The following is a 24,639-nucleotide window of genomic DNA, read 5'->3' as shown; positions in this document are numbered from 1 at the left end:
TTTTTAAAAGGTTGACGCCACCTCGCTGCCGCTGAAACGGATGCACTGCGGCAGGTCAATGATCTGTGATTTGGGCAGCCCCGCGTTCATGGCGGCAATACCACGCGGCAGCCAGTGGTTGGGCACGGCAGACATCAGGTAGGCATGCCCTTCAATATGGAAGTTGACCCAGGTGCCGGGTGTAATGTTCCATTCATCAATATCTTCCAGGTTCATGTAGATCACAAAGAAATCCTGCGCCCGCTGGGCAATGCCTTTAGTGTACATACTCAATTCTTCCGAGCCAAAAATGCTGTACAGGGGCATTACGTGCAGGTGGCCGGGCATGGCGAGGTACCGCTGCGGCATTTCGGAGAAGAAAGGAATACTGCCGTTCACATGCGGTTCCAGCAAGCGTTTGCCGGGGTCTCCCCCATGCAGGTGGCCGCCTATTTCCGACTGGAATTTGTTGACCGCCTGCGGCGAGTTCCAGCCGGGATACCAGAAGAAAGGTATCAGCGGCGCCGGCGCTTCACCCTGGAAACCCTCCATGGTGAAAGACAGCGGGGTGTCTTCATCTTCCGGTGGCCGGGGCTCGCTCACGTTCTCGTTGGCCAGTATGGCCGTTCGGCCGCTGTAGCGATGCGGCTCCCGTGGGATCTTCTGGCCGGCCATCCTGAAATCTGCAGTGGGCGCCAGCTGCGCAATAGGCTCCAGGGCAGGGATGGCCGTGGTCATGGCCCATACTATATCATCCAGGTGATGCAGGCCGTGCAGGCGCTGTATGCCCGCCTTCTCCGCAATTTGCAGGAACCAGCGCCAGCTTTCCTGCACTTCCCCTTTGGGTACATATACCTGGTAGTACCGCTGGGCGCGGCCTTCGTTGTTCACAATGGTGCCGTCTGCCTCCGCAAAGGTGCCTGCAGGCAGCAGCACGGTAGCGTTTTCCGCCGTCTGGTTATACAAATGATCTACCAGTATCACGTCTTTGGCGTAGCTGAACAGCTCATCTATCATATGTTTGTCCGCGCGGCGGTAGAGGTCGTTTTCCAGTATCACCAGCGTATCTGCCTCGCCGTTCTTCAGCGCAGCCAGCGCGGAATCGAAGCGGTGGCCGCCGAGCATCTCAAGACCCAGGCTGTTGCACTCCGGCAAAGTGAGGCTGAGCATGGGCTGGCCGCCGTTTTGCAGCAATGCCCAGCTGATGTTGGCGGCGGCCTTCATCATATGGTCACAGCCGGTGCCGTAGCCGGCAACAATGAGCGGGCGTTTGGCGGCTTTCAGCGCGGTTACGATACTGTTCACCAGCTCCTGTTCCGTTTCACCCGGCTGCGCATCTCCATTGATGGGCGCGCCCAGGGCACTGCTAACGGCAAAGGCTACACGGGCCAGGTTGTCCGGCGCGTCCCGGTGAACAGCGGTGGCCAGCTCGTCCAGCTTGGTGGGGAAGGTATGGAGGATGAACAGCGGGCCTTTGGCTTCCTGCATGGCTTCGCGCACGGCGGCATCCTGCCAGGCGGCCAGGTGTACCTGCTGCATGGCATCGTGCATGGGCACTTGCTTCACAGCCTGGCGCACCGCCAGTGCCAACATCGGCGCCGTATTGGTCAGGTCTTCTCCCAGTATCAGCACCATATCTGCCGTTTCTGCCTCATGCAGAGACGGTGTGCGCACCGGCCCCTCTTTCAGTATTTTCAGGGCCAGGGAAGTATGGTCATGATCTGTATCAGACATGCCGATGTAAAAGTGTTCCGCTCCCACCAGCTGCCGCAGCGCAAAGTTGGATTCCAGGCTGGCGCGGGGAGACCCTATGCCGATGGCCCTGCCGTTCTTCAGCCGGGCAGCCACTTCGCCAATGATGTATTCACGGGAGGCGGAGCCATTGTGATGCGGGCGGATGGCGGGGTGAACAATGCGCTGTGAACTGTTCACGAACTCGTAGCCATACCGGCCCCTGTCACATAAAAAATACCCGTTCACATCCCCGTTGTACCGGTTCACGATCTGCCGCAGGGAGCCGTAGCGCTCACCGGCGCTGATGTTGCAGCCCAGAGAGCAGCCCTGGCATATGGAGGGCGCATAGGTCATGTCCCATTTACGGGTGTAGTGAGATTTGAGGGTTTTATCTGTGAACACGCCGGTAGGACAAACTTCCGCCAGGTTGCCGCTGAACTCGCTTTCCAGCGTGCCGTTCTGCTGACGGCCGAAATACACGTGGTTGTGGGCGGCAAATACATTGAGGTCTTTACCGCCGGCATAGTCTTTATAAAAACGCACGCAACGGTAACACTGAATGCAGCGGTTCATTTCATGGTTGAGAAAAGGGCCCAGGTCCTGGTTGTGGTAAGTGCGTTTGGTGAAGCGGTAGTCACGGTAACTGTGGCCGGTCATCACCGTCATATCCTGCAGGTGGCAGGAGCCGCCTTCGTCGCACACGGCGCAATCGTGCGGGTGGTTGGTCATCAGCCAGCCTATAACATGCTCGCGGAAGGAAGCGGCCTCTCCATCGTCAACGGATATACGCAGATTGTCCCGCACCGGCTCCATGCAGCTCATCACGATCCTCCCCTTTTTATCATCTTCATCTTTGAAGCTTTTGATGGCGCATTGCCGGCAGGCGCCCACGGAGCCAAGAGAGGGGTGCCAGCAGAAGTAAGGCAGGTTGATGCCCAGCTGCAGGCAGGCTTCCAGCAGGTTCTTGCCTTCTTTTACTTCGTATGGTTTGTTGTCTATGAATATCCTGGCCATGACTGTCAATTACGGATTAGAAATAGATACCCTCAATCGTGATACGGACATTTCTTTTGCCTGATATGCTGTTCAAAATCATCTCTGAAATATTTGAGCGCGCTTTGCAGCGGCTCCATGGCCCCCGGCGCCAGCGCGCAGAAGGTATTGCCGGGCCCCAGCAGCGTGGCGTGTGAGGCCAGCAGGGCCAGGTCTTCCTCCTTCCCTTCTCCCAGCTCCAGCGCCCAGAGCAGCTTTTCCGTCCACGGCAGGCCTTCGCGGCAGGGGGTGCAGAAGCCGCAAGACTCCTGCGCAAAAAAGTGCTCCAGGTTATGTACAAAACCAACGGGACAGGTGCGGTCATCCAGCACTACCATGGTGCCGGTGCCCAGGCGGCTGCCGGCGGCGGCCACGCCGGTGAAATCCATCTGCACGTCCATATGCTCTTCTACCAGGAAGTCTGTAGAGGCCCCACCCGGTAATACCCCGCGAAAGCGGTAACCGTTCTGCATGCCGCCCGCATGCTCTTCTATCAGCTCACGCATGGTGATGCCCATGGGCAGTTCCCATGCGCCCGGTTTATTGACCCGGCCGCTTACACCGTAAATTTTGGTGCCGCCGTCTGCCGTGCGGCTGAGCGACTGGAACCAGGCTACGCCATGATTCACGATGTGCGGGATATAACTGAGTGTTTCAACGTTATTGACAATAGTAGGCCGGCCAAACAAGCCGCTTACCTGCGGGAATGGCGGCTTGGCGCGGGGAACGGCCCTTTTCCCTTCCAGCGAGTTGAGCAGCGCGGTTTCTTCACCGCACATGTAGCGGCCTACGCCCGTGTGGAGGTGCATTTCCAGGGAATAGTCCGTTCCCAGGATGTTCTTGCCGAGGTACCCCGCATCATACGCTTCTGCAATGGCCCTGCGTATCTCTTCCGCCGCTGATTTATACGCCCAGCGGAGGAACACGAAAGATTCCGTGGCCTGTATGGCGTAGGCAGACACTATCATGCCTTCTATCAGCTGATGCGGGTTGCCTTCCAGCAGCCAGCGGTCTTTGAAGGTACCCGGCTCCATTTCGTCCGCATTGCACACCAGGTATTTCGGGCCCGGCACGTCCATGGGCACAAAGCTCCACTTCATCCCCGTGCTGAAACCCGCTCCCCCTCTGCCGCGCATATTGGCCTCTTTCACCAGCGCCGTTATATCTTTCGGCTCCATATGCCGCACGGCCTTGCGCGCGGCCTGGTAGCCGCCTACGGCTTCATACTGGCGCAGGCCCAGCGGCGGAAAGGTGATATGTTGTGTTAACGGACGTTCCATGGTCAGGTATATTTAGCAAGAATAGATTCCAGCTCTGCGGGCCCCAGGTTGCGGTACAGGTCATTGTCTACCATGAGCGCAGGCGCATGGTCACAAGTACCCAGGCAGGGGTTCGGAAGCAGGGTAAAACGGCCATCGGGCGTAGTTTGGCCATACTGTATGCCCAGCAGCTGCACCAGGTGGCTGTGCAGCTGGCGGTAACCCATCACGTAACAGCTGATGCTGTCACACAACAGGATGATATGACGCCCTACCGGCTGGCGGAAAATGAGGTTGTAGAACGTGGCCACGCTGTCTACCTCTTCCGGGCTCATGTCCAGGATGTCTGCCACATCACGGATACCTTCATCAGACACCCAGCGGCGGTGTTCCTGGACGATCTTCAACGCTTCTATGCAGGCTGCCTTTTTTACGGGCACCTGCATGATCTCCTTTTCGATCTGTTCCTTTTCTGAAGTAGTGAGCATAGTTCAAACAGTTTTAACGGTCAATATCGGCCAGCACATAATCCATGGCACCCAATATGGATAACAGGTCGGCTACGGTGTAACCGCGACTGATATACGGTATCATCTGCATATGCGCGAAAGACGGCGTGCGCACCCTCACGCGGTAGGGCGACGTGTTACCGTCACTGGTTACGTAATAGCTGTTCCAGCCCTTGGTAGCTTCTGTGATCACCAGCGCTTCCCCTGCGGGCATCACCGGCCCCCAGCTTACGTTGAGGAAGTGGTGGATCAGCGTTTCTATATCCTGCATGGTGAATTGCTTCAGCGGCGGCGTGGTGAGCGGATGGTCTGACTTGTAAGGGCCTTCCGGCATGTTGTTCAGGCATTGCTCCACGATGCGCAGGCTCTGCCACATTTCGTTCACCCGCACCACGGCCCTGTCATAACAATCCCCGTTCTCCGCGGTGGGAATATCAAACTCGTAGTTTTCGTACCCGCTGTAGGGCTGCTTCTTGCGCATGTCCCAATCCATGCCGCAGGCGCGCAGCCCCGGGCCGGTAACGCCCCAGTCTATGGCCTCTTCCTGCGTAAACACGCCAATGCCTACAGTGCGGGCTTTGAACAGGCTGTTGCGCATCACCATTTTATCATACTCTTTCAGTTTTTTCGGGAAGTAGTTCACAAAGTCACGCACCAGTGTATCCCAGCCGCGGGGCAGGTCTTGCGCCACGCCGCCAATACGGAACCAGTTGGGGTGCATGCGGCCGCCGCATACGGCTTCTATGATGGAAAAGATCTTCTCCCGGTCTGTGAACATGTAGAATACGGGACTGAGCTGCCCTACGTCTTGCGCAAAGGTGCCGTACCACACCAGGTGGCTGGCTATCCGGAACAGCTCGCAGAGCATGACGCGTATCACCTCCGCGCGCGGCGGCACTTGGATGCCTGCCAGCTTTTCTACGGAGAGCAGGTAGGCCAGGTTGTTGTTCACGCCGCCCAGGTAGTCTATGCGGTCTGTATAGGGGATGTAGGTATGCCAGCTCTGGCGTTCCCCCATTTTTTCAGCGCCGCGGTGGTGGAAGCCGATATCCGGCACGGCATCCACAATATCTTCCCCGTCCAGCTGCAGAATAATGCGCAGTACACCATGGGTACCGGGGTGTTGCGGGCCTATGTTGAGGAACATGTAGTCTGAATCTTCGCTATGCCGTTGCAGGCCCCATTCTTCGGGCTTGAACTGCAGGGCTTCCTGCTCTTTGTCTTCCTTTTCGTTGAAGAGGCGGAAAGGGCCCATTTCAGTGGCGCGGGCGGGGTGCTCCTTGCGGAGCGGGTGCCCCTCCCAGGTGAGCGGCATGAGAATACGTTTAAGCAGCGGATGGCCTTCGAAGCGGATGCCGAACATGTCATACACTTCACGTTCATACCAGTTGGCGGCAGGCCATAAGTGCGTGATGCTGGGGGTGACGGGATACTCTCCGCGGAGCACTACCTTCAAACGGAGCAGGGCATTGCGTTCGAAAGAGAAGAGGTGGTAAATGAGGGTAAAATCTCCGGTGCCGTTGTACTTACTTTTCAGGGCACGCTCATCAATGGCCGTGAGGTCATAGAGCATGCGGTAAGGTTGTTCCACATCACTGCGGAGGTACTGCAATACGGCAATAATCTTCCCTTGTGGCGTCCAGATGGTGGGCGTCTCATCCCGTGTGGCCTGTTCGTGGAAAACATTGTCGCCAAACCGGGAGCAGAGGGTTTGAAAAATGCTTGTGGGCATGATGACAGTTTTAATTGTATCAATGCGCCATGCTGTTGAGCTTTGCCAAGCTTTAATCCCTTGCTGTAATGAGCTGCTGTATCAGTTTGATTTGCGTAATGTAATTCAGGTCTTTTTTGCCGGTTCATGCATCCCTGCAATTGCTTCCTTTTCCACAGCAATCCATTCTGACGGTGCTTTTGTTGTTTGATGCACCGGTATGAACCTCCTGCGGAAACGCTCCGCGGCATCTTTCAGTATGCTGCGGCCGTGCCCGAAGCAGGCTACGTCAAAATCGAATGTAGACAGGCGCTCCAGGCTGTGCTGCGCGTCTGCCAGATTTTCATAAAAACATGCATAGCTGAGGCCGAACATGTTGTCTGCCGCATCTGCCGCAAACAATACGTTTTTCTGCCCCGGCATAAAGAAGGCCACCTGGCCCGCGCTATGGCCGGGAATGTGGATCACGTGCATGCCGCCGGCCAGCGGCAGCCAGTCTCCGTCTTCTATCAGCTCATCGGCCGTGGCGGCCGGTATTTCACTGGAGGCGTTCTTTACGAACAGCCGGTACAACAATTTATTCAGCAGGCTGCTGAAAGCCGGCTGCGGCGGTTTGGGCACAAACCCGCTTTGCAGGTGAGGGAACTCCGCCGCATGCATCCATACTTTTGCCTGCGTGAGCTGCCGCAGCTCAGCTACGCTGCCCGCATGGTCAGGATGCGCATGGGTAAGCAGGATGTGTTGTATATCTTCCGGCTCGCGGCCAATTTCACGCACGGCAGCACATATTTTATCCACGCTGCCCGGAGCGCCGGTATCGATCAATATCAGGCTATCGTCTTCTACAATGAAGGCGTTCACCATTCCAAGCGGTACTTCGTATACGTTTGCAGTGATCCGTCTGATTTTCATAGCTATATCTCGTCAGTTGTTTTAAATTCCGTCATCTCTTCCCGCCTTGCCTTATGCACTTCCTGCATGGAGATCTTCTCCGGTTTGATAACGCCCTGCTCCCCTATTGTCCAGCTGAGAGGGCGTTTTTCCTTGCCAACAGATTGTTGCAGCAGTACCAGCCCGTGCATGAAGGCATCGGGCCGGGGCGGGCAACCGGGTACATATACATCCACCGGCAAAAACTTGTCTACGCCCTGCACTACGCTGTAAATATCGTACATGCCGCCTGAATTGGCGCAGGAGCCCATGGAAATGACCCAGCGCGGCTCCATCATCTGTTCATAGAGGCGTTTGATGATGGGCGCCATTTTGATGAACACAGTGCCGGCAATGATCATCACATCTGCTTCGCGGGGCGTACCGCGTATCACTTCCGCGCCGAAGCGGGCCATATCGTACTTGGGCGTCATGCCGGTGGCCATTTCCACAAAACAGCAGGAAAGGCCGAAGTGGAAAGGCCACATGGAGTTTTTCCGGCCCCAGGCCAGCAGCCGCTCTACGGAGGTAAGCATGACGCTCTGCCCAACGGACTCTTCCATAGAGAAATTGCCGGATCGCTGCGGCGCGGCTTCTTTCGGATCAGTTAACCACCACTTCATGCGTTGTATGTTTAATGGTTTTCTCTTTCCGCATTTTTTTATAGGCCCTGAGTATCTTTTTACCATCCGGCCCAAAGTCCAGCGCCCCGTTTCGCCACTCGTATATGAGCACGGCCAGCAATATGAAAATAAAAATGGCGGCGCCTATAAAGCCCGCCCACCCCAGCTCATCGAACGCGATGGCCCAGGAGATCACGAACACCGTTTCGATGTCAAAGATCACAAAGAGCATGGCAACAAGATAGAACTGGGAAGGAAAGCGCATGCGCGCGGAACCGGTGGAAAGGATACCGGCCTCATAAGCCTCGGCCGTAGCACGGTCGTTATGGCGCTGCCCCAGCAGGAAGGACAGGCCCAGGATGGCAGCCACCAATACCAGTACGATGGCTCCAAATACAAGGAATGGCCATACAGGGTCCATGGCATTTGTTTTATTGTATGCAGATAGTTTGTTGTTCTCCGATCAATTGTTTTATTGCAGTTCAACACGTGACGGTCCAGTCTTCCGTTAGAACAATAAAACAAACAAAGCAACACTACCCGGACGGGTACTGCTTTAGTGCCGGAAAATGCCTATTGATGTTTAATGCCTGGCTAGTGGTGAGTGCCGTGAATATAGCATTCTAGGTTTTCAATGATATGCTTCTGCTCGTCCATGATGAACTTCACTACGTCACCAATGGAAATGAGTCCTACGAGCCGTCCGTTATCGTCTACTACAGGTAAGTGCCTGATCCTTTTATCAGTCATCTTGCACATGCAGTTTTCAATTGTCTCGTCTTCTGTAACAGTGATAGGATGTTCCGTCATTATTTCACGGATGGTAGTTTCTTTGGAAGCGCGTCCTTTCAGGATCACCCTTCTTGCATAATCCCGTTCTGAAAATATTCCAAGGAAGCGCTCTTCTTTGTCTACAACAACAAGTGCGCCCACATTCCGGTCTACCAGTACTTTAAGGGCTTCATAAACTGTACTGTCAGGATGCACGGAATAAACTGCGTGTCCTTTGCCCACCAAGATATTTCTGACTCTCCCCATGGTAAGCTGTATTAGATGTTAAACAATACGGGTGTGGAATTACTACTTTAAGTTAGTTTTTTTTATCGGGAATAGCAAACAGTAAAAAGGAAAAAGCACCGAAGTTCTTTTTCCTTTTCACCAGTGTTACTATCGTTTAATGAATTACAGTTGATGTTTTTTACTCCATTGTTTCCCGGCTGTTACTGTTGCCGCAGTGGTGCGTCAGATATGCTGTTTCTTCAGCTCGTTCACCGCATGATCAGCCGCGCGGGCCGTCAGCGCCATATAGGTGATAGACGGGTTCTGGCAGGCGGAAGAGGTCATGCAGGCGCCGTCTGTGATGAACACGTTCTTCACGGCGTGCATCTGGTTAAAGCCGTTGAGCACAGACGTTTTCGGGTCGCGGCCCATGCGGGCGGTGCCCATTTCATGGATGCAGTGGCCGGGAGGCGGCATATCGTCACCAGCCCAAACATTCTGCAGGCCGGCGTTCTCCAGCATTTCCCTGGCGCTCTCCAGCATGTCTTTCCGCATGGCCATTTCATTTTCGCGGAAAGAGCAGTCAATATCAAGCGTAGGCAGGCCGTATACGTCCTTCTTTTCCTTGTTGAGGCGCACGGTATTGTCTTCATACGGCAAATGCTCGCCCCAGGCCCCTATCCACATGCCCCAGTTGCCGGCTTCCGTCTGCGCTTCTTTCAAGCCAACGCCTATGCCTTCAAACGGTATACCACGGCCGCGGGAGGCGCCGCCCTGGTAGCCGAAGCCGCGCACGTAGTCTTTGCGGCGGGTGCTGGCGCTGATGTTGCGGAAGCGGGGAATATAGATGCCGTTAGCCCTTCTGCCGTAAACATACTGGTCCTGCAGGCCGTCAAAAGAGCCGCCGGCGCCTACGCCAAAGTGGTGGTCCATCAGGTTGCGGCCTACCTGGTCACTATCGTTACCCAGCCCGGTGGGGAAGCGGTTGCTGACGGAATTGAGCAATATGGCGGTAGTGCCCAGCGTGGAAGCGTTGATGAAAATGATCTTTGCGTAATACTCCACGGTCTGTTTTGTTTCAGCATCCATGATGCGTACGCCTTTGGCTTTTTTGGTACCCTCGTCATACAACACTTTCAGTACAATGGAATGAGGGCGCAGCGTGAGGTTGCCGGTTTTGGCCGCAGCGGGCAGCGTTACGCCGTTGCTGCTGAAGTAACCGGTGAAGGGGCAGCCGCGGGCGCAAAGATCGCGATACTGGCAGGGGCCGCGGCCGTTATGGTTTTCTGTAACATGCGCTACGCGGCCTATGGTCATGATGCGGTCTTTATATTTTTCTTTGATGCGGGCTGCCACGTGTTTTTCCAGTGCATTCATTTCCATGGGCGCCAGAAACTCCCCGTCAGGCAATTGCGGCAGATTTTCTTTCTGCCCGCTGATGCCGGCAAATTTCTCGACATAGCTGTACCAGGGCGCAATGTCTTTATAGCGGATGGGCCAGTCTACGCCGTGACCGTCCCGTGCGTTGGCCTCAAAATCTATATCGCTCCAGCGGTATACCTGCCGGCCCCACATGAGGGAGCGCCCGCCTACATGATAGCCGCGCAGCCAGTTGAAAGGTTTGATCTCGTTGTAGGGGTTCTCCAGGTCATTCACCCAGAACTGCTGCGTAGTTTCATCAAAAGCATAACAACGGCTCTGGATGGGGTGTTTCTCCTTCATCTCTTTTGTCTGCCAGCCGCGGTGCTGTATTTCCCAGGGCGCCAGGTTAGCCGTTGTATAATCCTTGATATGCTCCACGTTGCGGCCTCTTTCCAGCACAATGGTCTTGAGGCCTTTCTCGCAAAGCTCCTTGGCGGCCCATCCGCCGCTGATGCCGGAGCCCACCACAATGGCATCGTAAGTGTTTTGTTGGTCTGCTTTGATGTTCAGGTTCATGTAAACGCGGGTTTAAACTATAAAGAGCCGCATGGTAACGCGGCTCTTTATGGAATATGTAATGTAAAGCCGTTATTATCAGATGTTGCCTTTCTTCAGTTCTTTCACGGCATAATCTGCCGCACGGGCGGTCAGCGCCATGTAAGTGAGAGAAGGGTTCACGCAGGAAGCGGAAGTCATGGCCGCACCATCTGTAACGAACACGTTCTTCACGGCGTGCATCTGGTTCCAGCCGTTGAGCACAGACGTTTTCGGATCGCGGCCCATGCGGGCGGTGCCCATTTCGTGAATGGCCATGCCGGGCCATGAGCCCCTGTCGTACGTTTTCACGTTCTTGAGACCGGCGGCTTCCAGCATTTCAGCGGCATCGTTCATCATGTCTTTCCTCATCTTCATTTCGTTCTCCTTGAACTCTGCGTTGAAGCGCAGGATGGGCTGGCCCCATGCGTCTTTCACCGACGTATCGAGCGTTACGTAGTTATCTTCATAGGGCAGGCATTCTCCGAAACCGCCGATGCCCATAGACCATTGGCCGGGCTCGGTGAGCATTTCCTTGAAGTCTTTACCCACACCCATTTCTGCAATCCCCCTGCTCCAACCGGAACGGCTGGCGCTGCCCTGGTAGCCGAAGCCGCGCAGGTAATCACGCTTGTCTGAACCGATGTTGCGGTAGCGGGGAATGTAGATACCATTGGCGCGGCGGCCGAAGAAGTATTTGTCTTCATAACCTTCTGCCGTGCCGGAAGCGCCGTTACGGAAGTGGTGGTCCATCAGGTATTTGCCCAGCACTCCGCTGTCGTTGCCGAGCCCGTTGGGGAAGCGGCTGGAGGTGGAGTTGAGCATCACGAAGGTAGAGCCCAGCGTAGAGCCGTTGATGAAGATGATCTTGGCGTAATATTCCGTCATCTGCTTGCTTACCTTGTCTATTACACGAACGCCGGTGGCTTTGCCCTGCTTTTCGTCATAGATCACGGAGTTTACGATGGAATCAGGACGGAGGGTGAGATTGCCGGTGGCCATGGCCGCGGGCAATGTGGAGGATTGCGTGCTGAAATAAGCGCCGAAGGGGCAACCGCGGCTGCACAGGTTGCGGTACTGGCAGTTGGTGCGGCCCGGCAGCGGCTGCGTAATGTTGGCTACGCGGCCGATGGTCATGATACGGCCTTTGAAAGCCGCTTCAATCCTTTTCTTGACGTCTTTTTCCACGCAGTTCATTTCCATGGCGGGCATGAACTGCCCGTCCGGCAACTGGGGCAACCCTTCTTTCTGGCCGCTGATGCCCGCAAATTTCTCCACATAATCGTACCAGGGCGCAATGTCTTTGTAACGGATAGGCCAGTCTACAGCTATGCCCTCCTTAGCATTGGCCTCAAAATCAAGATCGCTGAGGCGGTAGCTCTGGCGGCCCCACATGATGGATTTGCCGCCAACAATATCGGGGCGGTACCAGTCAAAGCGTTTGTCTTCTTTATAAGGGCTTTCGCTGTCGTTGATCCAGTATTTTTCGTTGTGCTCGCTGTAAGGGTAGTCCCGGCTCAGCTTTTCGTGCGTTTTCTTCTGCTCTTCAGTGATGCGGCCACGGTGGGGAAACTCCCAGGGATCTTTGTTGGCCGTTTCGTACTGGCCATGTTTCAGGTCTTTACCACGGTCAAGCATCAATACTTTCAGGCCTTTTTCTGTGAGCTCTTTGGCAGCCCAGCCGCCGCTCACACCGGAACCGATTACGATGGCATCATACGTATTCTGGTCCTGCGCTTTTATGTTCAGGTTCATTACTCTGTTTGTTTAAAGAAGTTGGAAAATTACGCCCATGCCTTGTCTCCTTTCTTGTAGGGCACACAGCCTTCGTACTTGCCGGGCACTTTAATATAGCGGAGCGCTTTGGTGGCGCCGGGCTCCGAGGTGAAGTAGCCCAGCAGCGTCAGTTCCTTCATGTACTGGAAGTAATGCGCAGGATCGCCTTCTTTTTTGTCTTTCCGCTTGTTGTATTCGATACGTTCCTTATCTATTGCGGTGAGCAGTTCGGTACGCTGCTCCGGCGCAATGTCTACAAAACCTTTGGAGAAGCGTTTTTTGCTCTCCTCATCGATCTTGTTCAGCCCGTCTGTGAAAACCTTCTGGGCCTTTTCGTCATAGCAGTCACCTACCATCACCAGCATGAACTCGTCTACCTTGGCTGCCTTTGCGCCGGGCGTGGAGGTTTCCGGGATGATGGTTTCGGCTATTTCTGCCAGCAGCGCCCTGGTTTCCGGCGTTTGCAGGGTATAGTTTTTGGGCCCGGAGCTGCAACCCTCCAATGCCGCTAACGTGGAAGCGGAAAGTGCCGTCCCCATAAGGATAGCTACGTTCCGGATAGCATCTCTTCTATTCATAATTTGGTAAATTGATTTGACCTTGCCTGGTAAGTTTCGAAAAAAAATCGAGAATCCAAAATAATTTGGGCCTGCCGGGCAAATTAATGTGTGAAATTAACACGAAGTACCCCCTAAAACGCAAAGAGGCGCATGTTTATGCGCCTCTTTGCCGGTATTTTTATGTGTTTTGATCCGCTAGTTGCCGGATGCCGTTTTGCCCTGAGCAAGGTGTGGCCCGTTCTGCTGGGGCGTGGTATACACGTATTTGCCCTGGCTGTTCACCATGATCACGGGCAGCTTACGGTGTTTTTCAAAGTAGTCGTACGCGGCTTTCAGGTTCAGCCAGAATTTCTGGGACTCATTGTCTGAGAGGGACACGCTGCCCAGGTAGTCCATAGACCTGGAGTTGCCGAAACGCACCGGGAACACGTGAACAGGGATGAAGTCCTGTCCGTTGTTCTTGGCGTGTACGGCCAGCAGGTATACTTCTTCAATAAAATCGTCAGTTAAGGGAATGCAGCCAATGGTGAGGCAGCTGCCATGTATATAGATGTCTCCCCCGGGTTTCCTGGGGTCGCTCAATATCTTGTCTGAATAATTGGGATAGTTGATACCCAGAGACAGGTGGAAACTGCTGTTAGGATTAAAATCATTGATGTAATAAAACCCTTCGGGCACCTGGCGGTCACCTTCCTTGCGTTTAGGCCCCATTTTACCGGAGAGGGAACAAACGCGGTAGGTTTTCAGCAGCTGGAAAGTATCCGTCACATTGTTGCGCACCCATATTTCCAGCTCGCTATCCAGCTTGAAAGAGCGGATGTAGATCTGCTTTGCCGGGTAGGCAATGCCTTTTTTCGCAAACTCCTGCTTGATGCTTTCCTCCTTTTCACGGAACGCAACCCCTACCCTCGGAAACATTTTCTGGTTATCGAGGAACGATTGCTGTGCCTGTACGTTCATAGCGGCCATGAGGGATAAAATGCCAATGAGTAAACGCTTCATAATATTTTAACTTTCCAAAAAATCGTACCAATCATCCCAGGAAATAATAAGCCAGGTAGAACAGTACAAATGCAAAAATAACATATATTATTGATCCAACCTTCCTGTTGGCCAGGCGCAAAATGTAATGTTTCTGGCCGGCGAATATCAGGTATGCAGTGAGCAGTTGAAAAAGCCCTGCAAGGATGAATAAATAACCGAATAATTCTTTTAAATCCATAGATATTAACGTCAAATTTAACAATTTAGTGGGTAAAGGCAGGAGAAAAATGAGTATTTGAACGGCTGTTCAAAAAGATTTTATGCTATCGTTTGCATAAACCATATATTTATTGCTGAATTTTATGCGGTATCATTACCGTTGCCGGCGGTGCTGCAGGCATGTAACAGCACGCTGCTCTTCATCCGTGGCTGCATGCTGTACGGAAAAACTAGTGGAATGGTGAACTTATTTGTACACAACAACCAGGACCTTACTGCTGTAGAAAAGCTTTTTTCCCATTATTACCCCCGCCTGTGCGACTTTGCCATGAAATACCTGGAAGACGGCGCCCTGGCGGAAGATGTGGTGCAGGACGTATTTGTGACCATCTGCGAGCGAAAGGACCCGTTGCCGGAACCGGAATTTGCCGCGCGCAGCTATCTTTACGTGGCGGTGCGCAATGCCTGTTTTAACAAGCTGCGGCACCTGAAGGTGGTGAACCGGCATATAGACAGCAGCCGGCAGCAGGAAAGCGAGGCCGAAGCACCGGAAATACTTGAATCCATCATTTCTTCCGAAGTAATGGCCTCCATGATGGAGGCTATTGACAGCCTTCCAGAAGGCTGCGCGCTGGTGATCCGCAAAGGCTACCTGGAAGGCCTCAGCAATACGGAGATAGCGCAGCAACTGGACATTTCCATTCATACTGTCAAGAGCCAGAAACAACGGGCTATTTCATTACTGCGTGACCGGCTTGACCCGAACATTGCCGGCATGGTACTGGCCATCATCATAGACGCTTCCTGCTAATTGCTTAAAATCAATAGGTTAAGCATTATCCAAAAAAATTTCCATTTCCCGTTCCATTCTTTCTCTCCACATGCGTGTTGTAGGATTATATGACCGGCACTGACCACAACTGGGGGGAATTACCTTATGAATCGGCCTGCCTGATGGCGAAGTTTTTACAGGATGACATTTCCGCACAGGAAATGGAACAGCTGCATACCTTGCTGGACGCGGCTACGCGGGAAAAAGTGCTGAACACCTTCAAAGACACGCCGGCTTTTCAACAGCGGCTGGCTTACCTGCGTCAGCTGGACAAAAAGGCCGCCTGGAAAAAAGTGCTTCATAAACAAAAGCGCTCCCGCCGCCACACCTGGCGCAGGCGGCTGGGTTACGCTGCCGCGGCAGCATTGCTGGCCATTGGCGCCCTGTATTGGCTAACCGTGCCCAAAGCTGATGACCGCATTGTGGCAGACCTGGTATACGGGTACAAGAACGATGTTTTGCCCGGCACTACACAGGCTGAGCTGACGCTTTCCAACGGAGAAAAGGTTATGCTGCGGAAAGACAGTGTAGAACTGCAGGAAGAAGACGGTACCCGCCTGCGCAGCAACCATGGCGCCCTGCAATACTCTGCCGGAGCGCTTGTACAGCAGGAAAGCGCCATTCTTTACAACACCTTGCGTGTACCCGCCGCCGGCACTTTTCACCTGCGGCTGCCAGACGGCACGGGCGTTTGGCTGAACGCCGCTTCGGAACTGACCTTTCCGGTAAGGTTTTCCGGCAATGAGCGGCGTGTGGAGCTGAAAGGAGAAGGATATTTTGAAGTAGCACAGGATGCCGGCAGGCCATTTACAGTAACAGTGAACAATAACGAGATACATGTAATGGGCACCAGCTTCAACATTGCCGCCTATAGTGAACAGCATACCGCCACTACCCTGCTCTCCGGCAAAGTTGCCGTGGCGGCACAGGGTAAGAACATCGTTCTCAAACCCGGGCAGCAGGCCGTAGCCGTACCCGGCTCTTTAACCGTACACGCGGCAGATGTGGAAGCGGTAACCGCCTGGAAAAACGGGTACTTCTATTTCAACGAGACCACCATTACCGGCGTAATGGAACAGCTTTCCCGCTGGTACGGGATAACAGTGGCCTACCACGGCAATATTTCAAGATCAGTTAAATACGGCGGCAGCATCAGCCGCGATGCCAAACTGGGGGAAGTGCTGGAACAGCTTAAGACCATCAGCACGCTTCATTTCCATATAGACGGGAAGAAACTGACCGTTAGCAGCGGTCCCCTGCCAAAAGACTAGAGACATCAGAGACAGACTATATTATTTCACCAAATCTAAAATACGCGTATGAACAAACGGGCTACTCTTTATTATTTCTGACAAAAAAGCCGGAAGTGTTCCACCACTCCCGGCTGGAGGCATTACTGCCACGTTAAGCTGATTTGTGCATTATTATCAATCCTAACATTGTAAAACTATGAATTTCTTTTCTGCGGGCAAAGCATGCCGGTATGCTCACCGGCGCCCCTGCTTTGCCGGTGCTCTAATTTTCAGAGCTATGAGAATTACGCTTGTTCTGGTACTTGCTTTTTCACTTGGGGCGCTTGCCTCCGGAAAGGCTCAACAGGTAACGCTTTCCGTAAAAAACATGCCTTTAAAAGAGGTGCTCTCGCGCATCAAGCAGCAAACCGGTTATCATTTTCTATACCGGGAAGACGTGCTGACCAACGCCGCACCCGTAACGCTCAGTGTTGCCGGCAAGCCGCTGGAAGGCCTGCTGCAGGCCATTTTTGAAGAGCGTGCGCTGGGTTACCGCATCAAAGGGAAAAATATCACTGTTATAGCATCTGCCGCCAGCGCCAAAAGCATGCTGCGCAGGAACATTGAGGTGCGCGGTACCGTACGTGATTCCCTGCAGACCCTGCAGGGAGTAACCGTAGTAGTGAAAGGCAGCAGGCCCCAACTAGGCACTGTTACTGACGCCAACGGCCGCTACATACTGGACGTACCGGAAAACGCCGTGCTCCAGTTCAACTTCATCGGCTACATCTCCCAGGAGGTAACCGTCGGCAACCGCCAGGTGATCGACATTACACTGCAGACAGACGCCAAGGGCCTGGGTGAAGTAGTAGTGGTGGGGTTCGGCAAACAGAAAAAAGAGAGCCTGGTAAGCTCCGTTGCCACCATCAAAGGCGAGCAGTTGCGCATGCCCACCCGCAGCCTCAGCAACAACCTGGCCGGCCAGGTACCCGGGCTCATTGCCGTACAGCGCTCCGGAGAGCCGGGGTATGACAATGCGGAGTTCTGGATACGCGGCGTAAGTTCCTTTGCCGCAGGCACCAGCCCGCTGGTGCTGGTAGACGGGGTGCCCCGCGCCATGAACGATATTGAGCCGGATGAGATCGAAACCTTTACCCTGCTGAAAGACGCGGCCGCTACCGCCATTTACGGTGCGGAAGGCGCCAACGGCGTTGTGCTCATCACCTCCAAACGCGGCAAGGCCCAGAAAACACGTATCAGCTACCGCGGGGAATACAGCCAGCTACGCCCCACCCGCCGCCCGCGCTTCGCCAATTCATTCGACTATTTATCCCTCTACAACGAAGCGCTGAAAAACGAAGGCAAAACGCCTGCCTTTACAGATGAGGTACTGGCCAAATACAAGTCCGGAGAAGACCCTGACCTCTATCCCAGCAGCAACTGGTGGGACCTGCTCATGCGTGATCACACATCCAACACCCGCCACACGCTGAACTTCCGGGGCGGCGGAGACCGCATGCGCTTCTTTGTATCCGGCGCCTATTTTGGTGAGAGCGGGCTGTACAAGGTGAATGACAACTATAACAACAACGCAGGCCTCAAGCGTTACAACCTGCGCACCAACGTAGACCTGGACGTGACCTCCACCACGCTCATCAGGATAGACCTCAGCGGGCAGTACCTCCAGACCAACTACCCCGGCTTTGGCGCTACCAACCTGTTTGAGCGGTTCTCCCGCATACCGCCCCACCTCATCCCGGCTATTTATTCAGACGGTACGCTGGCCGGCCACCCCACTCAAAACTCCAACAAGGTGAACCCATACAACCAGTTGGTGGAATCCGGCTACCAGAAAGAATGGCGCTCCGCCATCCAGTCAAGGGTAGACATTGAGCAGAAGCTTGATTTCATTACGCCGGGCCTTAAAATAAGGGGCGCCATCAGCTATGACGCCAATTCCCAGTATAACATGACGCGGCTGAAAACGCCGGCCACCTTTTTTGCCACCGGCCGTGATGCAGACGGCAAGCTGATATTCAGGCAGGTAAGTAACGAAACCCCGTTTGCAGACCCGCTCGAGTCTAACACAGGCAATAAGAACATCTACATGGAGTCTGCCATCAACTATGACCAGACCTTCAAAAAACATACGGTCAACGGTATGGCGCTGTTCTACCAGAAGGAGCGGCAGCTGCATAATGACGCGCTGGCCTACCGCAAGCAGGCCTATATTGGCCGCGCGGTGTATACGTATGATAACCGCTACTCTGTGGAAGCCAACTTCGGCCTCACCGGCAGCGAGAACTTTGCGGAAGGCTACCGCTTTGGTTTCTTCCCCGCTGTTGGCGTGTCCTGGAACGTGGCCAATGAGCCTTATTTCCCCGAATCCCTGCACAAGGCCATCAGCAGCTTCAAGCTCAGGGCCTCCATTGGCAGAACAGGGAATGACAATGTGAATGATGCCAGCGGCAACCCCGTGCGGTTCATGTACCGCCCCACCTTTGCCGGCGGAGACGGGTATAGCTGGGGCATTGGCAGCACGGGCGCCATTAACGGCGTTAGCGGCAACGGCCTTATTGAAGGGCGCTTCCGCTCTCCGTCCATTTCCTGGGAAATAGAACTGAAACGCAATTACGGGATAGACATTTCGCTCTGGAACGGTATGGTAGATCTGCAGGCAGACTATTTTGACAACCGCCGCAGCAATATATTGCTGCAAAGGCGCACCATTCCCGGTATTGCCGGTTTCCGCCAGTCTCCTTACCAGAACTACGGAGAAGTAACCAATAAAGGCATAGACGGCAGCCTCAACCTCAAGTACAAAGTAGGTGAGGTTATGCTCTCCGCCCGCAGCAACGTCACTTTTGCCCGTAACAAGATCATAGAGTACGATGAGGTACCCCAAATGCACCCCTGGATGAACGTTACCGGCAAACGGCTGAACGGCATTAACGGCGTGCTGATTGCCAACGGCCTGTTCAGCGATGCGGACTTTGTAATAGGTACAGACCCCGCCGGCAATAAAACGTATACCCTGAAAGACGGTATTGCCAAAACCAATTATGTGGCCAATGTAATGCCGGGTGATATCAAATACGTTGATCTGAACGGAGACGGCGTGGTAGACGACTTTGACCGGGTACAAGACGCCGCCCACCCCACCGTGCCGGAGCTGGTATATGGCTTTGGCGTAAACGCAGAATGGAAAGGCGCTTATCTCAACCTGTTCTTCCAGGGCACGGGCAACGTATCCCTGAACATTAACAACCAGGCCAATGCCTTTATGCCCTTTCACTGGGGAATAGATGAAAGTAATGTGCGCATGGAAGTAGTGGAAAGCCGGTGGACGGAAGCCAACCCTTCCCAGAACGTATTTTTCCCGCGGCTGCGCGTTACTGAAATGGCCAACACCAATACGGCCAGCACCTGGTGGGTACGCGACGCGTCTTTCCTGCGCCTGAAAACCGTGGAAGCGGGCTATAATTTCAACAGCAGGTTACTGTCATACGCCAAAATGAAAACCGGCCGCCTGTACGTTATGGGCAACAACGTGGCCTTGTGGGACAAAGTAAAAGTGTACGATCCCGAACTGGGCAACAGCGCCGGCGGTACCAAATATCCCCTGCCCAGCACCTGGACAGTGGGCCTGGAGGTAACATTCTAAAATCAAACGATCATGATCAGAAAATTCAGCATTTTTATTATCACCATAGCAGCGTGCTGCACCCTGGCCTGCAACAAGAGCTATCTCGATGTTTCAAAAGAGCTGGCTGAAGACAGGGACCTTGAAAAAATATTCTCCACCCCTGCCGATGTAAGAAGATGGCAGCGGAACATTTTCAGCGGCATTCCCAACATGGCCAATTACAGCCGCAACGACATCAACGGCCTGCACAACCCCTGGTTGCGCATGTGTGACGAGGTGAAGCTGCGGCAGGTAACCGAATATAACCTGGCCCCCTACACGGTGAGCCACAACACCTGGAGCCGCTGGTCTCTTTACCAGTTGATCCGCCAGGCCAACGTGTTTCTTGAAAACGCCGTAGAAATACCGCGCAGCGGAGAGGCAGACTTCATCAGCGCCGAAGAGCTGCAGGAGCTGAAGGTGCAGGCCCGCTTCCTGCGCGCCTACTATCATTACCTGCTGTTTGAATTGTACGGCCCCGTCACCATCATGAAAGAATCTGCAGACCCGGAAAGCCGCAATCTCGACTTTGCGCGCAACTCCGTAGACGAAGTGGTGCAGTTTGTATATGACGAGCTGACAGAAGTGGCCAAAGAGCTGAAGAACCCTGACTATAGCAACCAGCAGTTCCTGGCCGTGCCCACCAAAGGCACTGCCCTGGCCATACGTGCAAGGCTGCTGGTATATGCCGCCAGCCCGCTCTTCAACGGCGGCTATGCAGAAGCGCTGCAACTGGCCAATAAAGACGGTAAAAAACTGTTCCCGGCCGCAGATGCCACCAAATGGCCTAAAGCGCTGGCAGCGCTGCAGGAGTTCATCGACTACGCGGAGGCCGGCCATTACGAGCTGCACCGGGAAAACACCAACGGCGTATATGACCCTGACAAGACGTTGTATGAGCTGCATATGAAGTTCAACAAAGAGGTGATCTTTGCCCGCTCCGATGTGAACTGGGGCACCGTGCCCAATGGCGGCGTAGACGGCTGGTCCGTACCTCGCGGCGCCCGCGGCGGCAGCGCGGCCACCGGTTACATTGCTGCCACACAGGAACTGGTAGACGCATTTTTTATGAACGACGGCCTTTCCATTGAAGAGAGCCCCAAATACAGTGAAACCGGTTTTTCCGTTGCCGGAGAAGACCCAACAGGCCGTACCACCACCGGTACGTTCAGGATGTGGGTAAACCGTGAGCCCCGTTTTTACCAGGCCATCTTCTACAATGGCCGCAGGTGGCACGTGGGCAATGAGCAGATCTTCTTCAACAAAGGCGGCAACAGTGACAACAGCGCGCAAGACCATGCCCGCACCGGCTACATTTTCTACAAGAAGCTCAGCAAGCGGGTGTACAACCTGGGCAGCAATCCCAAGAGCGAGTACCGCCCCGGCATCATTCACCGCCTGGCGGAGTTTTACCTGTTGTATGCTGAAGCGCTGAACGAAGTGCAGCCCGGAGACCCGCGCATACTTGAGTATGTAGACAGGGTGCGCAGCCGCGCCGGTATTCCCGGCCTGAAGGTGATCAAACCGCAGATAGCAGGCAACCAGAACGCCCAGCGGGATGCTATCCGCGCCGAAATGCGGGTGGAACTGGCGGGCGAAGGGCAGCGCTACTTTGATGTACGCCGCTGGATGATTGCCGAAAACCCCTCAGGCAAAGGCGCACAGGGCGGCCCTTACTACGGTATGGACATGAACGCGCCTACGCTGGAAGGTTTCTATAAACGCACGGTAATAGAGAACCGCGGATGGACAAGGGCCATGTACCTCTACCCCATTCCGCTCACAGACGTGCAGAACAGCCGCCTGCTGGTGCAAAACCCGGGTTATTGATTTTTTACTAATTTGTAAGGCACTACAACGCATACCATCATGCCTATACGTCTTTTTATAGCAGCCGCCGCCGGGCTGGCCCTGTTTGCCGGTATGCGGCCGGCGTATCCCCCCGCCGCTTCCGGCGCTGCGGCAGACTCCACCGCCTATGCACTGGTATGGAGTGACGAGTTCAACAACAACGGTACGCCAGACCCGGCTAAATGGGACTACGAGCGCGGTTTCATCCGCAACCGGGAGCCCCAGTGGTACCGGCCTGAAAATGCCTGGTGTAAAGACGGGATGCTGGTTATTGAAGCACGGAAAGAAAAGTACAGGAACCCGCAGTATGATGCGGCCAGCAAAGACTGGCGCCTCAACCGCGAATATGCGGAGTACACCTCCGCCTGCCTCATTACCAAAGGGAAATACGAGTTCCGCTACGGCAAAGTGGTGATGCGCGCCAAAATAGACGTACGGCAGGGCATGTGGCCCGCCTTCTGGATGCTGGGCAGCAACCGCGGCCCGGTATACTGGCCGGCATGCGGCGAGGTAGACATCATGGAGTTTTACCGCGGCAACCTGCTGGCCAACCTGGCCTGGGAAGGCAATAAGGGCGCCGCCTGGAGCGAGCGCAAGTGGCCCGTGGCCCAATGGGGCGGCGAGCGCTGGGCAGCAGATTTCCATGAATGGGTGCTGGAGTGGGACCAAAACAAAATGGTCATATCTGTAGACGGGCAGGTGCTCAATACTACAGATCTCGCCAACACAGTCAACCACAAAGAGGGGAACAACCCCTTCCGCGAAAATTTCTACCTGCTGCTCAACCTTGCCCTGGGCCAGAACGGGGAAGAAATTCCGGACGCCCACATCCCTGCGCGGATGCTGGTAGATTACGTGCGGGTATACCAGCAGCCAGGAGCATAAAGCCCATCTTTCATGTCATAAAAAAACCGCCCGGAGCAACCGGGCGGTTTTTATTTTCAGTAGTCCGGGAAACTTACATTTCCTGATTATTCAACGTGATATTCTTTGCTTTCCTCCCTCTCAGCCGTATGTTCAGCAATTCCACTATCAGCGAGAAGCCCAGGCAGGAGTAAATGATGCTCTTGCTGATCTCCTGGTGAAAGCCGCTTGCAATCAGCACAACGCCAATTACCACCAGGAAGGTGAGCGCCAGCATTTGCAGGGTGGGCTGTTTGTTGATGATGCGCGTAACCGGGCCGGCAAACAGCATCATTACCGCAATAGATACAATAACGGCAATGATCATCACCACCACGTCATCTACCAGCCCTACCGCTGTGAGAATGGAGTCAAAGGAGAAAACAGCGTCTACCAGCACTATCTGGAAGAGCACGGCGCCCAGGCTATGCGCGGCACGGGCCGTTTTTTGCTGCTCTTCCCCGCCTTCCTGCAGCTTGTGGTGTATTTCCAAGGTGCTTTTGACGATGAGGAACACGCCCCCCGCCAGCAGTATGATGTCTTTCCAGCTGAGGGGGATCACCGTTCCGTTCAGCCATTTAAAGTTCACCACCGGGTCTTTCAGCCCAATGATCCAGTTGATGCAAAGCAGCAGGGCTACCCTGAATATCATGGCCAGGCTGAGACCGATGTTTCGGGCCTTGCGTTGCTGGTTTTGAGGCAGCTTGCCGGCCACTATGGAAATAAAAATGATATTGTCTATGCCCAGCACTATTTCAAGAAAGCATAGCGTGAGCAGGCTTATCCATACGGAGGGATCTGCGAAATCAGGAATGACAAATTCCATCGGTTTGTTTTTAGTGTTTTATGTTCTGAAGTTAATCGAAGTCAAAGAAGTCACCCAGGAAACCTTTCTTTTTCCGGGGGTAATGGCGTTCATCGTACCGGGGCTGGTCATATTTACGGTCACGATCACGGTCGCGGTCATAACCACGGTCACCGTCACCCTGCCGGGCCTCCTGTTCCAGCAGCTTGTCCAGTTCCCCCTTGTCCAGCCAGATACCCCGGCAGTTGGGGCAATAGTCTATCTCTATGTTGTTCCTGTGCGTCATCAGGAGCGTTTCATTGCAGTTCGGGCATTTCATGTCTTTCATTCTTTTAGTCTAAACAAATACTGTTAATGGCCTTTTCACCCCCCAGGGAAAAAAGTACTATGGAATGAAAGCGGGTCAGAACGGGTGCAGCCGGTATAAAAACCTGTAACTCTCCGGGCGCAGCCACGGGGCGTACAGCGTCCGGCCGGGAACAACTGTTTCCCCGCCGGCCGTTTCGGCGCACAGCTTGCGGGCAATGGCCTTTGCCTTGCGCACGGCCGTTACCTCATACCCGGTTTTACCTACCTCGTGGCTGTCATTTTCGTATACAAGAGATTCCAGCAGGGAGCGGTTCCCTGGCTTGATGCTATCCGGCAAAATGGGAGAAGCCGTAGAAAACAGGCTCAATACCAGGAGAAAGAGAATACGGAGCCGCTTGCGGAAAGATATGTCTTTAAAGTCGTTCAACAGTTTGCCGGGAAAATTTCCCGCCGAATGTACTAATTTTTCGGAAAAGCGGTAAAAGGAGGTGTTTTTTGTTTCCGCTCTCCGCTACTGCAGGGCATTTCAGCAGAACGCCCCGCCACAGTGGCCACTTTGGGCCGTATCGAACGAACCTACAACGAAGCTACGACGAACCTACAACGAACAATCAAATTTTGGCTGGTTGTTCGTTCGCCTCCGGGGGGAGATTCGTTCATCCTTCGTTCGGGACCGTTTTTTCAGGGTACCGCGCCGGGAATCTGCAGTTAGGCTAAATTATTCTCCGTTAAAGCTAAAATCTGACGGCGG

At 54.2% G+C, this 24,639-nt stretch carries 20 protein-coding genes; 5 read left to right on the top strand and 15 right to left on the bottom strand.

The genetic code is table 11. The features are described from left to right. Positions 1-3: 3 nt before the first annotated feature. The 12 genes from nuoG to ABDW36_RS19690 all read right to left on the bottom strand — a co-directional run bounded on the left by nuoG (position 4) and on the right by ABDW36_RS19690 (position 14,070). Positions 4-2,727 (bottom strand): NADH-quinone oxidoreductase subunit NuoG, encoded by a 2,724-nt coding sequence (nuoG, locus tag ABDW36_RS19745; protein WP_343703643.1) that lies wholly within the window; start codon positions 2,725-2,727, stop codon positions 4-6. 32 nt (positions 2,728-2,759) lie between these two features. Beyond that, entirely contained in the window at positions 2,760-4,025 is a 1,266-nt protein-coding gene (gene nuoF, locus ABDW36_RS19740; RefSeq protein ID WP_343703642.1) for an NADH-quinone oxidoreductase subunit NuoF, read from the bottom strand. Between the two features lie 2 nt (positions 4,026-4,027). Next, entirely contained in the window at positions 4,028-4,492 is a 465-nt protein-coding gene (nuoE, locus tag ABDW36_RS19735; protein ID WP_343703641.1) for an NADH-quinone oxidoreductase subunit NuoE, read from the bottom strand. Positions 4,493-4,505: 13 nt separating this feature from the next. After that, positions 4,506-6,245, bottom strand: a complete 1,740-nt coding sequence (nuoC, locus tag ABDW36_RS19730) for an NADH-quinone oxidoreductase subunit C/D (RefSeq protein ID WP_343703640.1) — start codon at positions 6,243-6,245, stop codon at positions 4,506-4,508. A gap of 105 nt (positions 6,246-6,350) precedes the next feature. Next, a complete protein-coding gene (locus ABDW36_RS19725; protein ID WP_343703639.1) occupies positions 6,351-7,136 on the bottom strand; it encodes an MBL fold metallo-hydrolase in 786 nt (261 codons plus the stop codon). Positions 7,137-7,138: 2 nt separating this feature from the next. Further along, positions 7,139-7,777 carry an NADH-quinone oxidoreductase subunit B family protein gene (locus tag ABDW36_RS19720; protein WP_343703638.1) on the bottom strand — a complete coding sequence of 213 codons (639 nt, stop codon included), beginning with the start codon at positions 7,775-7,777 and terminating at the stop codon, positions 7,139-7,141. After that, complete coding sequence (ndhC, locus tag ABDW36_RS19715) at positions 7,758-8,198, bottom strand: NADH-quinone oxidoreductase subunit A (protein WP_343703637.1); 441 nt, start codon at positions 8,196-8,198, stop codon at positions 7,758-7,760. The genes ABDW36_RS19720 and ndhC overlap by 20 nt, the downstream gene beginning before the upstream one ends. Positions 8,199-8,371: 173 nt before the next feature. Beyond that, the gene (locus ABDW36_RS19710) at positions 8,372-8,815 is read right to left on the bottom strand and encodes a CBS domain-containing protein (RefSeq protein WP_343703636.1); all 444 of its coding nucleotides are present in this window, start codon (positions 8,813-8,815) and stop codon (positions 8,372-8,374) included. A 204-nt stretch (positions 8,816-9,019) separates the two neighbouring features. Then, positions 9,020-10,714, bottom strand: coding sequence for a GMC family oxidoreductase (locus ABDW36_RS19705; protein WP_343703635.1), 1,695 nt, complete (start codon positions 10,712-10,714; stop codon positions 9,020-9,022). Between the two features lie 78 nt (positions 10,715-10,792). Then, on the bottom strand, positions 10,793-12,487 hold the full coding sequence (locus ABDW36_RS19700; protein ID WP_343703634.1) for a GMC family oxidoreductase: 1,695 nt from the start codon (positions 12,485-12,487) through the stop codon (positions 10,793-10,795). 29 nt (positions 12,488-12,516) lie between these two features. Then, the gene (locus tag ABDW36_RS19695; protein ID WP_343703633.1) at positions 12,517-13,086 is read right to left on the bottom strand and encodes a gluconate 2-dehydrogenase subunit 3 family protein; all 570 of its coding nucleotides are present in this window, start codon (positions 13,084-13,086) and stop codon (positions 12,517-12,519) included. Positions 13,087-13,263: 177 nt separating this feature from the next. Further along, the gene (locus ABDW36_RS19690) at positions 13,264-14,070 is read right to left on the bottom strand and encodes a L,D-transpeptidase family protein (protein WP_343703632.1); all 807 of its coding nucleotides are present in this window, start codon (positions 14,068-14,070) and stop codon (positions 13,264-13,266) included. Between the two features lie 439 nt (positions 14,071-14,509). Here ABDW36_RS19690 and ABDW36_RS19685 point away from each other — a divergent pair, with 439 nt between their 5' ends. The 5 genes from ABDW36_RS19685 (at position 14,510) to ABDW36_RS19665 (ending at position 22,756) form a co-directional block, all read left to right on the top strand. Continuing rightward, positions 14,510-15,082 (top strand): RNA polymerase sigma-70 factor, encoded by a 573-nt coding sequence (locus tag ABDW36_RS19685; protein WP_343703631.1) that lies wholly within the window; start codon positions 14,510-14,512, stop codon positions 15,080-15,082. Between the two features lie 143 nt (positions 15,083-15,225). Continuing rightward, positions 15,226-16,374, top strand: coding sequence for a FecR domain-containing protein (locus ABDW36_RS19680; protein WP_343703630.1), 1,149 nt, complete (start codon positions 15,226-15,228; stop codon positions 16,372-16,374). Positions 16,375-16,723: 349 nt separating this feature from the next. After that, entirely contained in the window at positions 16,724-19,999 is a 3,276-nt protein-coding gene (locus ABDW36_RS19675) for a TonB-dependent receptor (RefSeq protein WP_343703629.1), read from the top strand. Between the two features lie 12 nt (positions 20,000-20,011). Continuing rightward, positions 20,012-21,850 carry a RagB/SusD family nutrient uptake outer membrane protein gene (locus ABDW36_RS19670; RefSeq protein ID WP_343703628.1) on the top strand — a complete coding sequence of 613 codons (1,839 nt, stop codon included), beginning with the start codon at positions 20,012-20,014 and terminating at the stop codon, positions 21,848-21,850. 39 nt (positions 21,851-21,889) lie between these two features. Further along, entirely contained in the window at positions 21,890-22,756 is an 867-nt protein-coding gene (locus ABDW36_RS19665) for a glycoside hydrolase family 16 protein (protein ID WP_343703627.1), read from the top strand. A 73-nt stretch (positions 22,757-22,829) separates the two neighbouring features. Here ABDW36_RS19665 and ABDW36_RS19660 read toward each other — a convergent pair whose 3' ends face one another. The 3 genes from ABDW36_RS19660 to ABDW36_RS19650 all read right to left on the bottom strand — a co-directional run bounded on the left by ABDW36_RS19660 (position 22,830) and on the right by ABDW36_RS19650 (position 24,315). Continuing rightward, positions 22,830-23,600 carry a TerC family protein gene (locus ABDW36_RS19660; protein ID WP_343703626.1) on the bottom strand — a complete coding sequence of 257 codons (771 nt, stop codon included), beginning with the start codon at positions 23,598-23,600 and terminating at the stop codon, positions 22,830-22,832. 31 nt (positions 23,601-23,631) lie between these two features. After that, a complete protein-coding gene (locus ABDW36_RS19655) occupies positions 23,632-23,898 on the bottom strand; it encodes a zf-TFIIB domain-containing protein (RefSeq protein WP_343703625.1) in 267 nt (88 codons plus the stop codon). Between the two features lie 84 nt (positions 23,899-23,982). After that, positions 23,983-24,315, bottom strand: a complete 333-nt coding sequence (locus tag ABDW36_RS19650) for a hypothetical protein (RefSeq protein WP_343703624.1) — start codon at positions 24,313-24,315, stop codon at positions 23,983-23,985. Positions 24,316-24,639: the final 324 nt, after the last annotated feature.

Source organism: Chitinophaga sp., assembly GCF_039596455.1.
In the GTDB taxonomy this organism is placed as follows: Bacteria; Bacteroidota; Bacteroidia; order Chitinophagales; family Chitinophagaceae; genus Chitinophaga.
Note: the sequence above shows the minus strand (reverse complement) of the source record. Positions and strands in the feature narration are given on the sequence as shown.

Coding starts and splice junctions, on each gene's coding strand:
- nuoG (WP_343703643.1), bottom strand. CDS start 2,727: ATGGCCAGGATATTCATAGACAACAAACCATACGAAGTAAAAGAAGGC.
- nuoF (WP_343703642.1), bottom strand. CDS start 4,025: ATGGAACGTCCGTTAACACAACATATCACCTTTCCGCCGCTGGGCCTG.
- nuoE (WP_343703641.1), bottom strand. CDS start 4,492: ATGCTCACTACTTCAGAAAAGGAACAGATCGAAAAGGAGATCATGCAG.
- nuoC (WP_343703640.1), bottom strand. CDS start 6,245: ATGCCCACAAGCATTTTTCAAACCCTCTGCTCCCGGTTTGGCGACAAT.
- ABDW36_RS19725 (WP_343703639.1), bottom strand. CDS start 7,136: ATGAAAATCAGACGGATCACTGCAAACGTATACGAAGTACCGCTTGGA.
- ABDW36_RS19720 (WP_343703638.1), bottom strand. CDS start 7,777: ATGAAGTGGTGGTTAACTGATCCGAAAGAAGCCGCGCCGCAGCGATCC.
- ndhC (WP_343703637.1), bottom strand. CDS start 8,198: ATGGACCCTGTATGGCCATTCCTTGTATTTGGAGCCATCGTACTGGTA.
- ABDW36_RS19710 (WP_343703636.1), bottom strand. CDS start 8,815: ATGGGGAGAGTCAGAAATATCTTGGTGGGCAAAGGACACGCAGTTTAT.
- ABDW36_RS19705 (WP_343703635.1), bottom strand. CDS start 10,714: ATGAACCTGAACATCAAAGCAGACCAACAAAACACTTACGATGCCATT.
- ABDW36_RS19700 (WP_343703634.1), bottom strand. CDS start 12,487: ATGAACCTGAACATAAAAGCGCAGGACCAGAATACGTATGATGCCATC.
- ABDW36_RS19695 (WP_343703633.1), bottom strand. CDS start 13,086: ATGAATAGAAGAGATGCTATCCGGAACGTAGCTATCCTTATGGGGACG.
- ABDW36_RS19690 (WP_343703632.1), bottom strand. CDS start 14,070: ATGAAGCGTTTACTCATTGGCATTTTATCCCTCATGGCCGCTATGAAC.
- ABDW36_RS19685 (WP_343703631.1), top strand. CDS start 14,510: ATGGTGAACTTATTTGTACACAACAACCAGGACCTTACTGCTGTAGAA.
- ABDW36_RS19680 (WP_343703630.1), top strand. CDS start 15,226: ATGGCGAAGTTTTTACAGGATGACATTTCCGCACAGGAAATGGAACAG.
- ABDW36_RS19675 (WP_343703629.1), top strand. CDS start 16,724: ATGCCTTTAAAAGAGGTGCTCTCGCGCATCAAGCAGCAAACCGGTTAT.
- ABDW36_RS19670 (WP_343703628.1), top strand. CDS start 20,012: ATGATCAGAAAATTCAGCATTTTTATTATCACCATAGCAGCGTGCTGC.
- ABDW36_RS19665 (WP_343703627.1), top strand. CDS start 21,890: ATGCCTATACGTCTTTTTATAGCAGCCGCCGCCGGGCTGGCCCTGTTT.
- ABDW36_RS19660 (WP_343703626.1), bottom strand. CDS start 23,600: ATGGAATTTGTCATTCCTGATTTCGCAGATCCCTCCGTATGGATAAGC.
- ABDW36_RS19655 (WP_343703625.1), bottom strand. CDS start 23,898: ATGAAATGCCCGAACTGCAATGAAACGCTCCTGATGACGCACAGGAAC.